Origin of the sequence: Nocardioides dubius, from assembly GCF_039528155.1 — a bacterium.
Lineage (GTDB): Bacteria > Actinomycetota > Actinomycetes > Propionibacteriales > Nocardioidaceae > Nocardioides > Nocardioides dubius.
The window spans coordinates 134,494-147,642 of sequence record NZ_BAAALG010000009.1; the positions used below are offsets into that span (position 1 = coordinate 134,494).

The window sequence follows — 13,149 nt, forward strand, 5'->3', positions numbered from 1 at the left end:
GAGCTAGGGGATCTCGAAGGTGGCGACCTCGACCGGGTTGTCGAACTTGTCCACCCGCAGCCCCAGCCAGAACTCCCAGGTCCCGGCCGTCGGCAGCACGATCCGGCTGGTCCAGGCACCGTGGCCGACGATCTCCAGGCGCTGCTCGCCCAGGTCGGCGTCGGGGCCCGAGATCCGCAGTGTCGGCTTGGTCAGCGGGGCGCCCTCGGGGTACTCCACGTGCACCGAGAGCGTGTTGACGCCGACCCGGCCCGGCTCCAGGGTCAGGTGCGCCTCGGCGTCGCCGAGCGGCACCGTGCGGGTCAGCGGCGCCGCCGGAGCCGTCACCGTCTCCACCGAGCGCGGCGCCCGGTCGACCAGCACCGCGCTCAGCGCCAGGACGCCGACCAACAGCAGCGCCTCGGCACGCACGGCGCGCCCGATCCCCCACATCGCCGACCGTTCGGCGTCATGCCCGACAGCGGCTCGCGAACGCGGCAACAGCACGAACCGGTTCCAGGCGGCGATCGCCACCACGACCGCGACCACCGTCACCTTCGCCAGCAGCACCCGGCCGTAGGTGGTCTCCACCAGGTCGCTCCAGCTGCCGACGATCCGCCAGGCCAGCAGCCCCCCGGTCGCCAGCAGTGCCACCAGGACCCCGGCCGCCAGCGTGGAGAAGCGGGCGACCAGGTCGGCCGCGGCACGGCGTCCGGCCAGCTGCGGAAGCACCAGCGCCAGCGCGAAGGCGCCGCCGAACCAGGCGCTGCCCGCCGCCACGTGCACGATGTCAGTGGCGATCACCGGCAGCTGCGGGTCGAAGGCCCGGGTGTGACCGGCCAGGGAGGGACCGAGCGCGCCGAGACCGAGCGCGATGCCGACCGGCCAGGTCTCGGTGACCCAGCGCAGCGCCAGCAGCGCCGCCGCAGTCAGCACGCTGGCGCTGACCTCTGCCGAGCTCAGGCTCCACTCCCCAGGCGAGACCAGGGCGCTCAGTCCGGTGCCGCTCAGCGCGGCGGTCCGCACCCAGAGCACCAGCAGCCAGGCGACGGCGCCCACCACCCCAGCGATCCGGACCAGCCGGAGGACCCGCTGTCCGGCCGGTGCGCGGCGCTGGTCGCCGGGCAGCAGGAACCGCCAGAACGCCATCGCCCCGAGCGCCGCGAACAGCGCCAGGTAGGCGGCCGCGGTGGTCACCGCGACCACGTGCCGCAGCGCTCCGGCGTCGTCGCCGACGTCGGGACGCACCACGGTCGCACTGGCCTCACCGATGGCGAAGGTGATCGACCCGGCGACCGGATGCCCGTCGGCCGAGGTCACCCGCCAGGTGAGCACATGGCTGCCGCGGCCGAGGTCGTCGGGCAGGGCGACGGTGACGACCTCGTCGATCGCCTCCGCCTGCACCGAGCGCTCGGTTCCGTCGGCGTCATAGAGCCGGACCCCGCCGGAGCTCAGCGCCACGTTCTCGGTGAACCGCAGTGTGGCCTCGTCGGGTGCCTCGGCCAGCACCGCACCGTCCACCGGGTCGGCTTCGACCAGGGTGGCGTGGGCCGCCGCCGGGCCGGCCCCGCCGAGCACCACCAGGATGCTCAGCAGGAGGCCGACCAGGCTGGCTCCGAGCAGTCGAATCACGAGGAGCGGCGGGTGCGCGCAAGTGCGACGCCGCCCGCCAAGGCACCGACCACGCCGGCACCGAGACCGACAGCGCCCATCCAGTTGCTGTCGTCGTCGGCCTTCTCGGCCTTCGACTCCTGCGCGTCGCCGGACTCCTCGGTGTCGGCGTCGGCGTCGGCGTCGGCGTCGGTGTCGCCATGGCCGTGGCCGTCACCCTCGGCAGCGGTGACGGTCAGCAGCGGAGCCGGGGACTCCAACTCCTCGTCGTTGCCGTCGGCGGCGACCTCGGTCCAGGCGGTCTCGCCCTTGGCGCAGGTCTGGATGGTCGGGAACGCGAGCGTCTCGCCCTCGGCGTCGGGCAGCTGGACGGAGAGCTCGAAGGTGTCGCGGACGCCGTCGGGCAGCGGCTCGGTGGCGGTGAAGACCACCACCGCGTCACGCTCGGTGATCTGGGCTCCGTGAGCGTCGGTCACCGGCTCGTCGAGCTTCTCGGTCTGCACGTCGAGCTTCCAGAACGGAGTCCGGGTAGGCGTGACGCTGAGGATCTGCTCGGGCAGCGAGATCTCCATCCGGGTGGTCGGCGATCCGTCGCAGCCGTGACCGGCGCTGAAGGTCAGCACCGTGTAGGCGCCAGCTGCGGTGCTCGTGGCGGTGACCGTGACGTGCGCGGCAGCAGGGCCGGCGGTGGCGAGGGTGAGCACGCCGAGAGCGGCCGGGACGGCGAGCAGGCGGGCAGCAGTGCGGTAGGACATGCGGGTTCTCCTTGGCAGGTAGCAGTGCGGACGCCCCTCGGTGAGGGTGCGTGCGGAGCCCGCCGGGCATCGGACGCCGGCAGGCAGGATGCGCCCGGCCTCGAACGAGGTCAGGCAGCCAGGAGAGAGAGCGGGGGGCCGCGCCGCGGCAGACAGCGCAGGGCTCGCAGCGCGATCGGCGGGACGCGCCGGCCGGTCGTCGGCACCGGGCGCGATGCCGTCGGGAGCGGACTGGTGAGCAGCTCGGCCCAGAGCACCAGGGCGTCGAAGGCCCGGCGGCGCAGCGCCCAGACCACCAGGGTGGCCAGAGCACCGAGAGCGTGGGCGAGCATCATCTGCCCGCTCATCGAGCCGAGCATCGAGCCGTGTGCGTGCGCGGCGTCGGGACTCATCGCGGTCAGCAGGTGGTGCAACCCGAACTGGGCGACGCCGACGCCGACGGCCGCCGGGAGCAGCGCGAACCGGCCGCGCAGCAGAGCACATCCGGTCGCGTAGACCAGGCCAGCGGTCGCCAGCAGCCAGGGCAGGGCCGGCAGCTCGCCGCCGGCCCACACGTGGGCGGCGGCGACCGCGACCATGATCTCGACGCTCGACAGGGCGGCCCGCAGCCGGATGCCTCCGGGCGCCTGGACCAACACGCGTGCCCCGGAGCCGGGGGCCGGATGCGTGCGGTTCACGCGGTCAGCCTAGCCCGCTCGATGTGACCGGAGAGCTCGGTCTTACGGCAATACACAGCGCTCAGGTCACATCGAGCGGGAGATGCCGTCGAACATGACGCCGATGATGGCGGCGCTCAGCTCACGCTGGTGGTCGACGCCGGGGCGCCGGATCCCATCGATCGCCGCGGCCAGGATCATCCCGTTGATGGCGCGCGCGGTGTTGACGACGTCGAGGCCGGGACGCAGGTAGCCGCGCTCGACGCCGTGCGAGAGGTAGGCGGCGTTGAGGTCGGCCGCCAGGTCGAAGAAGTCCAGCACCCGGTTCGCCATCTCCGGGTCCACCCCGGGCGCCTCGATCACCAGCATCCGTGGCACCCGCGGGTCGCTGGTGATGATCTCCGCCAAGGCGTCGGCGATCCGCACGCTCTGCGCCCGGTAGCCCTCCAGGGTGTCCACTGCGCCCGGTGCGTTCTCGGCGGTCAGCGCACCGACGATCCGCTCGATGGTCGCGCTGACCACGTGGTCGACGATGTCGCGCTTGTTCTCGAAGTACCGGTAGAAGGTGCCGTGGCCGATGCCCAGACGCGCGGCGATGTCGGCGATGCCGGTGGCGTGGTAGCCGCGCTCGGCGAACGCCTCGAAGGCGGCGTCGATGATCTCGCGCCGCAGCTCGGCCTTCTTGCGCTCGTTGCGACTCAGGGCGGGTTCCACACTCACGGCGCCGATTCTATTGCCACTCCCTCCAAAAGTGACATACCGTTCCGGCAATGACATGCGGTTCCGTTATGCGTCGTCCCGGACGACGCCGCAGCGAGGAGCATCGATGAGCACAGTCCACGACGCCGTGATCGTCGGCGCGGGGTTCGGCGGGATGGGCGCCGCGATCGCGCTCAAGCGTCTCGGCCTGGACGATCTGGTGATCCTCGACCGCGAGTCCGACCTCGGTGGCACCTGGCATGTGAACCGCTATCCGGGGCTCGCCGTCGACATCCCGTCGGCGACCTACTCCTACTCCTTCGAGCCCAACCCGTACTGGTCGCGGCTCTTCGCTCCCGGCGCCGAGCTCAAGCGCTACGCCCGGCACGTAGCCGAGAAGTACGACCTCGCACGGCACATGCGCTTCGACGCCGTCGTGGACGGCGCCACTTGGCAGCCTGAGGCCAGCACCTGGCTGGTCCGCCTCGCCGGGGGCGGCAGCGTCGAGGCCCGCTACCTGCTGACCGCGACCGGCTTCCTCTCCCAGCCGCGGATGCCCGACATCACCGGGATCGACTCCTTCGCCGGTCACGTCGTGCACACCACCGACTGGGACGACTCCTACGACTTCGCCGGCAAGCGGGCGGCGATCATCGGCACCGGGGCCACCGCCGTCCAGCTGATCCCCGAGCTCGCCCAACAGGTCAGCGAGCTGACCGTCTATCAGCGCACCCCGATCTGGGTCAGCCCGAAGGTCGACTTCGGCGTCCCCGAGGTGGTGCAGCAGCTCTTCGCCTCCGTCCCGCTCTCCCAGCGCGCCGCGCGCCTGGTCGGCACCTCGGTGCTGGAGGCGATGATGGTCAGCGGCGTCCTGCACTACCGCCGGGCCAAGGTGATCAACCAGCTCGCCGAGCGCTGGTGCCGCGCGCACCTGAACCGCCAGGTCCCAGACCCGGCGCTGCGCCGCAAGCTCACCCCCGACTACTCGTTCGGCTGCAAGCGGCCGACCTTCTCCAACGACTACTTCCCCACCTTCAACCGCGAGCACGTCCACCTGGAGACGACCTCGATCAGCCACCTCGACGCCACCGGACTCGTCACCTCCGACGGCCGCCGCACCGACGTGGACGTGCTGGTGCTGGCCACCGGGTTCAACCTGTGGGACGTGAACTTCCCGGCGATCGAGGTGATCGGCAAGGACGGCCGCAACCTCGGCGAGTGGTGGCGCGCCACCCGGTTCCAGGCCTACGAGGGCGTCAGCGTGCCGGGCTTCCCGAACTTCATCTCGCTGAACAGCCCCTACTCCTACAGCGGGCTCTCCTACTTCACCACCATCGAGTGCCAGATGCGGCACATGGAGCGGCTCTTCACCGCGCTGCGCGAGCGGGGAGCCGACACCTTCGAGGTCACCGAGCAGGCCAACGACGCGTTCCTGGCCCGGATGCGCGACCTGGTCGGCGACTCCGTCTTCGCCCTCGGCCACTGCGCCACCGCCAACAGCTACTACTTCAACCAGCACGACGAGGCCACGCTGCTGCGACCCACCTCGACGGTGAGCGCACTGCGCGCGGCCGGCAGCTTCCCCCTCGACGCCTACGCCTACGCCTGAGGAGAGTCATGTCCCGCTACCCCACCTTCTCGCTGACTGGTGCGAGCGTCGCGATCACCGGCGCCGCCCAGGGCATCGGCCGAGCCACTGCCGAGGCGCTGGCAGCGCACGGCGCCAAGGTCGCGATCGGCGACCTCGACCTCGAGCTGGCCACCCGGACGGCGACCGCGATCGGCGGCACCGCGCACCGCCTCGACGTCCGCGACCGCGAGGGGTTCGCAGCGTTCATCGCCGAGGCCGAGGCCGCCCACGGCCCCCTCGACGTGCTGGTCAACAACGCCGGGGTGATGCCCAACGGCGGCTTCCTCGACCTGGACGACGCCACCAACGACCTGATCATGGAGGTCAACGTGGGCGGCGTCGTCAACGGCATGCAGACGGTGCTGCCCGGGATGCTGGCACGCGGGCGCGGGCACATCGTGAACGTGGCGTCCCTGGTCGGCAAGTTCCCACTTCCCGGCCTGGCGATGTACACCGCCAGCAAGTTCGCGGTGGTCGGCCTGACCGCCGCCACCCGTCGCGAGTACGCGGATTCCGGGGTCAGCCTGACCGCGATCCTGCCTTCGGCGGTCGACACCGCACTCGCCTCCGGCCTGGACATGAAGCCGCTGCCGAAGGTGAAGCCCGCCGAGATCGCCGACGCCGTCGTCTCCTCGGTCGTCTCCCGCAAGGCGGAGATCGCCGTCCCCCGCTACGTCGGGGCGATGTCGACCTTCATGGCGGTGCTGCCCAACGCTGCCGAGGACCGGCTCCGCCGGCTCACCAAGGACGACCGGGCGCTGCGCACCGACCATGCCGACCGGGCGGCGTACACCGCCCGGCTCGACGCCCAGGCACACGACTGACGAGCACCCGCCTCAGAAGGACGGCGCCCGCTCGGCGGCCTGCGCGCGCAGGTTCTTCACGGTGGCGTTGAAGGCGCGCACCGCGATCGCGCGGTCCACCGGCAGGTCCTCGACCTGGTCGCACGGCTTGCCGGCCAGCCGTGGCGAGTCGCAGCTGACCAGGGCCTGCGTCCCGAAGAAGACGCCGTAGTTGCCGACTCGCGCCACGATCGTGCCGCTCGAGGTCCACAGGTGCGCGGCGTCGGCGTCGGTGCGCAGCTTCGGGCCGGGGTCGACGCCGCGGTAGAACTGCTTGGCCTGCTCCTCGGTCGGCAGGTAGACCAGGCGGACGTCGAGGCGCAGGCTGCCCGAGCTGCCCAGCGAGCGGTGCAACGCGTTGCCTCCGCGCTTGGGGCCACGATCCGCCTCGTAGAGCCGGTCACAACCGGCCGCCGGGTCACGCCGCCCCAGCTCGTCGGGCAGATCCGGACGCGACGGCGCGATGCTGCGCTCGGTCCTGCCGTTCTGGGACAGCCCGGTGCCGCGGCGGAAGGCGGTGCGGTCGAAGAGGGCGCACGGCTCCAGCAAGGGTGTGTTGCCGAGCAGGTCGCGCTCGCCGAGGATCGTCGGGGCCGGGGACTGGTCGAGGTCCGGGTCCTGCAGCCGCTCACGCAGCGCAGCGACCAGCGCACCGCCCGCAGCGAGGAAGGTCGGATCCGAGGCGCGCTCGCCCTGGCCCGGCCAGCCGTCCGCCTCCAGCTGCCAGGTCACGTTGCCCTCGTTGCCGGCGAAGACGAAGGTGCCGCCGAGCCCGGTCTCGGTGGGCACCACGATGCCGTCCGGATCGGGCCCCGACAGGCCGAACTCCTTGGCCAGCTCGCGATAGGTCGACACCCCCGTGCGGAGCTGCTCCTGGAAGGCGAGCGCGGCTGCGGGCGCCGTGGAGGGCACCTTCTTCCAGCGCCGCCAGGCATCGACGACGTCGTAGGGCAGCCGGTCGTAGATCGCCCGCTGCTCGGTGGCGTCGGCCCCAGCGGCCTGCTTGAGCCGGATGGTGACCGAGCGGGTGTCGCGCAGCCCGTTGCGCCAGGTGCACTCGGCGTCGTCCTCGGTCCACGCCAGCCCGTTGCGGGCGCGCTGCGGGGAGCGGTCCCAGCTGGTCTCGTAGATCCCGTCGTCGGCGGTCCGCACCTCGCCGAGCACCGCGCGGACGGCGTCCAGCGGCAACAGCTGGCAGGCGCTGACGTACCGGTGGCGGCCGATCCGGATCTCCTCGGAGGGCTCCAGCAGGTTGGGGAAGCCGCTGGTCTCCGGCTCGCCGGGCGTGGCGCCGCTGGTCTGTTCGCTGCTCGTCGCCGCCTGGTCAGGCCCGACACTGCTGCCGCGCTCCGGATCGGCAGAGCCGTCGTCGCTGCATGCCCCCAGCACGGCCAGCCCGAACAGTGCTACGACGGCCCCGAGCCGCTGTCGCGTCCTCATGGCGTCATGATGCCCCGCGGGGCGCGCCTCACACCCGGGATCGGGGGAAGTCAGAACTCCTTGCGCCGGCGCAGCCGGCTCGGGCGGCCGTCGGGATCGTGCAGGTAGCGGTACCAGGGTGCGGCGAAGAGCTGGCGCGGCAGGGAGAGCCGCGGCTCGGGGAGGCGCCGCAGGCGGCCGGGCGGCCGCTCGGCGGCCTTGCCGCCGTCGTGCCAGGCCTGCAACGCGTCGGCACAGGCTGCGAAGCGGTCGAACATCGCGACCGGATCGACGCAGTCGGCCATCGTCTCGACCAGGTCCGCGTCGCGCATCGCGGCGATCCCGGTCAGCTGGTCGACGTCGAGGCGGTCGAGGTGCTCCGCGGCGAGGGTCAGCCGCAGCCGTCGTCCGTAGTCGGCCTGCGGCTCGGCGCCCGAGGGGTCGGCGCCCAGGTCGATGACTGCGGCGGAGAGCTCCGAGTCACTGGTCCAGGAGCGCCGGCAGAAGTTGTCGGAGCCGATCGAGGTCCAGAGGTCATCGAGCACGCATACCTTGGCATGCACGTAGACCGGCGTGCCCGCGTGGTTCTCCAGGCCGTAGAAGGCGACCCGCTCGGGTGCCGTGAGCAGCACCCGCAGCACGCCGCGGATCCGACCGAGCAGCTGCGGATCGCGCTGGAACCACCCGTCGACGTCGGGGAACTGCGGCAGCACCGCGATCAGGCGCAGCTCGGGGTTCTGCTCCAACGCCGCGACCAGGACCTCGCTCATCTCCCGGCCCCAGAGGAACTGGTCCTCGATGTAGATCAGCCGGCGGGCCTGGCGCACCGCCTTGGAGTAGCCCCGCGCCACGGACCGCTCGCCCTCGGGCGCGAAGTCGTAGGCCCAGCCGGCGCCGAGGTCCGGATAGGTGCGCAGCAGCTGGACCGCGTGGTCGCCGGCTGGCTCGGGCGGTGGCGCCTGGGCCGGAAGCGGACTCTGCTCCTCCCCCAGACCGTCGACCGCGTCGCGCCAGCGCCGCAGCGGGTTGCGCGACGTCGGGGTCGAGTCGTCCCAACGCTCCCGGAAGACGGTCTCGACGTCGGCGACCACCGGCCCCTGCAACGCCACCTGGACGTCGTGCCACGGCGGCCGGGCGCCGTACTCGGCCGAGATCTCGTCGGCCTGCGGATCACCGCGGTGGCTCGAGTCGTCGCGCCTGCCGTGGCACAGGTCGATCCCACCCAGGTAGGCGACGTCGCGCGTCGCGTCGGCGGCGTGACGGACCACCACGAACTTCTGGTGGTGGGCGCCGTTGCGGCGCACCCGCATGTCGAGGCGGACGTCGGCACCGCGCTCCTGCAGGAGCTCACCGAGCGAGCGGTGGTCCTCGTGCGAGAAGCCGAGCGCCCGGCTCTGCGAGCGCCACACCAGCGCCCGGACGTCGACCCCGCGCTCAGCGGCACTGCCCAGCACGTCGACCAGCCGGATGCTGGGGTCGTCGTCGAGCTGCTGGTCGGGGTTGCTCTGCCAGTCGGTGAACCAGACCAGATCACCGGGACCGGTCGCCTGGATCACCCTGAGCAGCTCGGCGAAGTAGGTGGAGCCGTGCACCAACGGCCGGGCGAGGTTGCCCAGGCTGTAGGCACGCTCGGGGTGTGCGCCGTCGAGGCGGGTCCCCGGATTGCCGCGCTCCTCGACCGCCAGGTACCACTGCTCCAGATCCGCACTCATCGGCTCACCCAGCGGCCCGCGGGCTGTACATGATGATCGCGACGCCGACCAGGCAGACCAGCGCCCCGACGACGTCGTAGCGGTCCGGGCGGAAGCCGTCGACCGCCATCCCCCAGGCCAGCGAGCCGGCCACGAAGATGCCGCCGTAGGCCGCCAGGATCCGGCCGAAGTTGGCGTCGGGCTGGAGGGTGGCGACGAAGCCGTAGAGGCCGAGCGCGATTACCCCGCCGCCGATCCACAGCCAGCCCCGGTGCTCGCGCACGCCCTGCCAGACCAGCCAGGCGCCGCCGATCTCGGCAAGTGCGGCGAGCCCGAACAGCAGCAGCGACTTGGCGAGGGTCATGGACGGAATCGTTCCACAGCGTGAATCGCTCAGTCGCCGGTGATCTGGTCGAGCAGGTCGTCGTCGGCGGCGCGCTGCTCGGCGACGGCGTCCGCGAGCTCGACCAGGGTGTCGTCCTTCAGCTCGTCGCGGTAGTCGTCGGCGACCTCGGTGGCGCCGTCGTTGAGCTCGCCGAGCAGGTCTGCCAGGAGCCGGAGGAACTCCTCCCCGGTCGCGGCGTCGAGCTCCGCCAGCTCGTCGGCGTCCGGCATCCCCGGCAGCTCGGCGCCGGTCTCGGCGTCGGCTGCCTGGGGTCCGTGGTCGCCGTGGCCGGCGTTGACGTGGTCGCGCACCGTGGCCGGGATCGGCAGCGAGGCCTCGGTGAGCCACTGGGTCAGCGTCTCGACCTCGGCTGCGCGCTGCATCTGCACCTCGCCGATCACCGAGCTCGCGGACGGCGGGAGCTCGCTCTGCCGGGCGAGGTCGAGCAGCGCCAGCACCTGGGCATCGTGCTGCAACAGGTCGGTGGCGAAGCCGCTGTGTGCCTGCTCGGCGCTGCGCTGGGGCCCGCTGGCCTCGTCGTCGCCGCAGCCGGCGAGCAGCGTGAGGGCGACGGTGATCAGGACGCCCGTCCGGGCAACGGTGCTGGCGAGGCTCATGCGGGCGATGCTCCCAGGTCGCCGGCGACGAGCCTGACCTGGACCCGGTCGCCCTCGCCGACGCCCTCGGCACGCTGCACGGCGACCTTCACCCCGAGCAGATAGCCGCCGTCCTTGGGGAAGAGCGAGGTGGTCCAGTCGGTGCCGCCGATCCGAGCCGCCACCGGGATCACGCCCCAGCCGTAGGTGAGCGCCGAGGCGACCTCACGCAGGTCGGCGGCGACGTCGGCGGGCAGCGGGACGAAGAGGTAGGGCGCGGGGCCGCGCCAGCTGATGATCTCGCCCGAGAACTCGAACTCCACCTCGCCAACCTAGTGGCCCGTGTCGCTAGCGGCGACGGAGCACCGCGGCGGTGACCAGGCCCGCGACCAACGCCCAGAAGGCCGCGCCGATCCCGGCGACGCTGACGCCGCTGGCTGCCACCACGAACGTGACCACCGCGGCCTCGCGGCCCTCGGTCGCCGAGACCGCAGCGGACAGGCTGGCGCCGAGGGTGCCGAGCAGGGCCAGGCCGGCGACGGTCTCCACCACGCCGGGGGGACCGGAGACCGCGAGCGTGGTCAGCGCCACCGAGGCGACCGCCAGCACCAGGTAGGACCAGGCCGCGGTCTCGGCGGCGATCCAGCGGCGCTTCGGGTCCGGTCCGGCGTCCGGCCCGGCGCTGATCGCGGCGGTGATCGCAGCCAGGTTGACCGCGTGACCGCCGGCGAAGGCCCCGGCCACGGTGCCGAGCCCGGTCACCGTCATCGTCTCGCGCCACGGCACCTGGTAGCCGTAGCTGGCCATCACCGCGACGCCGGGCACGTTCTGCGAGGCCATCGTCACCACGTAGAGCGGCAGCGCGATGCCGATCAGCGCGCCCACCTCGAAGGCGGGCACGGTGCCCTCGATGCGTGGCAGCCAGTCGCCGGTCGGGCCGCCGTGGCCGGCGGTCCAGATCACGATCACCACCAGCGCCACCACGAACGCCGCGGGCACCGCGAGTCGCGGCGCGAAGCGCACCAACGCCAGCCAGGTGAGGATCACCGGCGCGATCACCCAGGGGTCGTCGACGACCGCGCGCACCGGCGCCAGGCAGAGCGAGAGCAGGACGCCGGCCAGCATCGCCTGGGCGATCGGGGCCGGGATCATCGCGATCAGGTCGCCGAGGTGCGGCCAGAGCGCGGTGAGCAGGATCAACAGGCCGACCACCACGAAGGCGCCGACCGCTGCCGGCCACCCGCCGTCCGGGACCCCGGTGCCGGCCAGCAGCGCGGCGCCCGGCGTCGACCAGGCCAGGCTCAGCGGGATCCGATGACGGCGGCTCATCCAGAGCATGCCGAGCGCCTGCGCCACACAGAGCACCAGCAGCCCGGAGGCGGCCTGGGCGGGGCTCGCGCCGACCGCGGTGAGACCGGCGAGCACCACCGCGAACGAGCTGGTGAAGCCGACCAGCGCGGTCAGCACCCCGGCGGTGATCGGCTGGCTGCGCGAAGGCGTCGCGGCGTCGTGCATCGCGGCCGCCTAGGAGACGAACCGGGCGTCGACCTCGGCCTTCACCTCGATGTCCTCGGGCAGCAGCCCGAGCTCGTTGTCGGCCGAGCCGGCGGCCGCACCACGCATGAAGGCGGCGGCGGGCATCGCGGTCGGGCCGATCCCGGAGCTGAGCATGCCGGCGTCGGCGATCGCGACCGGCGTCACCGGGCCAAGACCCAGCGCGTCGGCGTAGGTCTGGGCACGCGAGACGGCGTCCTGGACGGCGGCTGCGCGCACCTCGCGCTGCAGCTCGGCCTGGCGCTTGGCGGTCAGCGCCCAGTCGACGCCGTCGAGGGTGAAGCCGCGGGTGTGCTCGACGTGCTGGCCCACCCACCGCGACAGCTCGGCGAAGTCGGAGAACTTCACCGAGATGCCGACCCGGGCGTGGTGCACGAGGGGGAGCTGCTTGCCCTGGTTGTTCCAGGGCCGGTTCGCCCAGGTGCGCACCTGCTGCGTCGACCACCAGGTCACCGGCCCGGCGTCGGGCTGGTGCAGCGGGGCGATGCTCTGCGAGACCTTCTCCAGGGAGCGGACCACCTGCTCGTAGACGGGCCCCAGCGACGGACCCTGCAACCCCACGGTGGCCCTCACCGTGCCGCGCTCGGGCGTGCGGAAGGCGCTGAACCGCCCCTGGACCGTGAACTCGACTGCCATGCCCGCACGCTACCGGGGCCTCGCCCAGAAGTCGTGGGCGCCCGGATCGCGCGATCCGGACGCGGCGCATCTCGGCTGACCGCGGGCGCTAGCGCGGGCCCTCCGGTGCGGCGATGTGATCCGCCCACCGCTTCTCGGCCTCGGCGAGGGTCAGCCCGTCGACCTCGGCCACCGGAAGCCGGACGACGTAGCGCAGCGCCTCGCTCAGCCAACGCGGCACAGGCTCGGGCTCGATGGGCTCCGGCGTCGCGGAGAGGCCGCGAGCCTGCTTGGCGAAGAGGCCCAGCACCTCGACCAGCGCCTGCGTCGCCGGGGACTCCCCCACCTGCTGGATGCGACGCTCGATCTCGGCGTAGACCTCGCCGTCCTTGCGGTAGCCGACCGCCCAGACCTCGGCGACCTCGATCCGATGCCGCCCCGCTGCGTCCTGGACGACCCGCCAGACCACCCGCCAGTCCCGAGCCCCGACAGTGATCTTCCGATACCCGATGAGCCCGCCCAGCAAGGGCTCGCCGGCATGGGGGTCCCGCTCCAGGAGGAGCATCTTCTTCAACGCCCAGCGCACGATCTGCGGGTCGATCTTGAAGAGCTCGAACAGGTCCGCCACGGCGTCCTCGGTCAGCCGGACCACGCCACCGGGAACGGCAGGATGCCGCTGCTCACTCATCGGCCGGCGACCCGGAGGGCACTCATCGA

At 72.5% G+C, this 13,149-nt stretch carries 14 protein-coding genes; 2 read left to right on the plus strand and 12 right to left on the minus strand.

Annotated features, from left to right (window positions below; translation table 11 throughout):
• Positions 1–3 precede the first annotated feature (3 nt).
• The 4 genes from ABD151_RS11605 to ABD151_RS11620 all read right to left on the minus strand — a co-directional run bounded on the left by ABD151_RS11605 (position 4) and on the right by ABD151_RS11620 (position 3,721).
• A complete protein-coding gene (locus ABD151_RS11605) occupies positions 4–1,611 on the minus strand; it encodes a copper resistance CopC/CopD family protein (protein WP_343994463.1) in 1,608 nt (535 codons plus the stop codon).
• Positions 1,608–2,345, minus strand: a complete 738-nt coding sequence (locus ABD151_RS11610; protein ID WP_343994465.1) for a YcnI family copper-binding membrane protein — start codon at positions 2,343–2,345, stop codon at positions 1,608–1,610. Before ABD151_RS11610 ends, ABD151_RS11605 begins: the two co-directional genes overlap by 4 nt.
• 110 nt (positions 2,346–2,455) lie before the next feature.
• Complete coding sequence (locus ABD151_RS11615; RefSeq protein WP_343994467.1) at positions 2,456–3,022, minus strand: cell division protein FtsQ; 567 nt, start codon at positions 3,020–3,022, stop codon at positions 2,456–2,458.
• Between the two features lie 66 nt (positions 3,023–3,088).
• Entirely contained in the window at positions 3,089–3,721 is a 633-nt protein-coding gene (locus ABD151_RS11620) for a TetR/AcrR family transcriptional regulator (protein WP_343994469.1), read from the minus strand.
• Positions 3,722–3,827: 106 nt separating this feature from the next.
• On the opposite strand from ABD151_RS11620, the gene ABD151_RS11625 reads away from it, so the two are divergent.
• On the plus strand, positions 3,828–5,309 hold the full coding sequence (locus ABD151_RS11625; protein WP_343994471.1) for a flavin-containing monooxygenase: 1,482 nt from the start codon (positions 3,828–3,830) through the stop codon (positions 5,307–5,309).
• Positions 5,310–5,317: 8 nt separating this feature from the next.
• Entirely contained in the window at positions 5,318–6,154 is an 837-nt protein-coding gene (locus tag ABD151_RS11630) for an SDR family oxidoreductase (protein ID WP_343994473.1), read from the plus strand.
• Positions 6,155–6,166: 12 nt separating this feature from the next.
• On the opposite strand, the gene ABD151_RS11635 is transcribed toward ABD151_RS11630, so the two are convergent.
• The 8 genes from ABD151_RS11635 to ABD151_RS11670 form a co-directional block, all read right to left on the minus strand.
• Positions 6,167–7,612, minus strand: coding sequence for a hypothetical protein (locus tag ABD151_RS11635; protein WP_343994475.1), 1,446 nt, complete (start codon positions 7,610–7,612; stop codon positions 6,167–6,169).
• 50 nt (positions 7,613–7,662) lie between these two features.
• On the minus strand, positions 7,663–9,303 hold the full coding sequence (locus ABD151_RS11640) for a phospholipase D family protein (RefSeq protein ID WP_343994477.1): 1,641 nt from the start codon (positions 9,301–9,303) through the stop codon (positions 7,663–7,665).
• A gap of 4 nt (positions 9,304–9,307) precedes the next feature.
• On the minus strand, positions 9,308–9,646 hold the full coding sequence (locus tag ABD151_RS11645) for a YnfA family protein (protein WP_343994478.1): 339 nt from the start codon (positions 9,644–9,646) through the stop codon (positions 9,308–9,310).
• A 29-nt stretch (positions 9,647–9,675) separates the two neighbouring features.
• Positions 9,676–10,284 (minus strand): DUF305 domain-containing protein, encoded by a 609-nt coding sequence (locus ABD151_RS11650; RefSeq protein ID WP_343994480.1) that lies wholly within the window; start codon positions 10,282–10,284, stop codon positions 9,676–9,678.
• Positions 10,281–10,586, minus strand: coding sequence for a DUF1905 domain-containing protein (locus ABD151_RS11655; RefSeq protein ID WP_343994482.1), 306 nt, complete (start codon positions 10,584–10,586; stop codon positions 10,281–10,283). Before ABD151_RS11655 ends, ABD151_RS11650 begins: the two co-directional genes overlap by 4 nt.
• Positions 10,587–10,611: 25 nt before the next feature.
• Positions 10,612–11,778 carry a benzoate/H(+) symporter BenE family transporter gene (locus ABD151_RS11660; RefSeq protein ID WP_343994484.1) on the minus strand — a complete coding sequence of 389 codons (1,167 nt, stop codon included), beginning with the start codon at positions 11,776–11,778 and terminating at the stop codon, positions 10,612–10,614.
• 9 nt (positions 11,779–11,787) lie between these two features.
• Positions 11,788–12,453: an SIMPL domain-containing protein gene (locus ABD151_RS11665; RefSeq protein ID WP_343994486.1), complete on the minus strand. Its 666-nt coding sequence runs from the start codon at positions 12,451–12,453 to the stop codon at positions 11,788–11,790.
• Between the two features lie 88 nt (positions 12,454–12,541).
• Positions 12,542–13,120, minus strand: a complete 579-nt coding sequence (locus ABD151_RS11670) for a type II toxin-antitoxin system RelE family toxin (RefSeq protein WP_343994488.1) — start codon at positions 13,118–13,120, stop codon at positions 12,542–12,544.
• Positions 13,121–13,149: the final 29 nt, after the last annotated feature.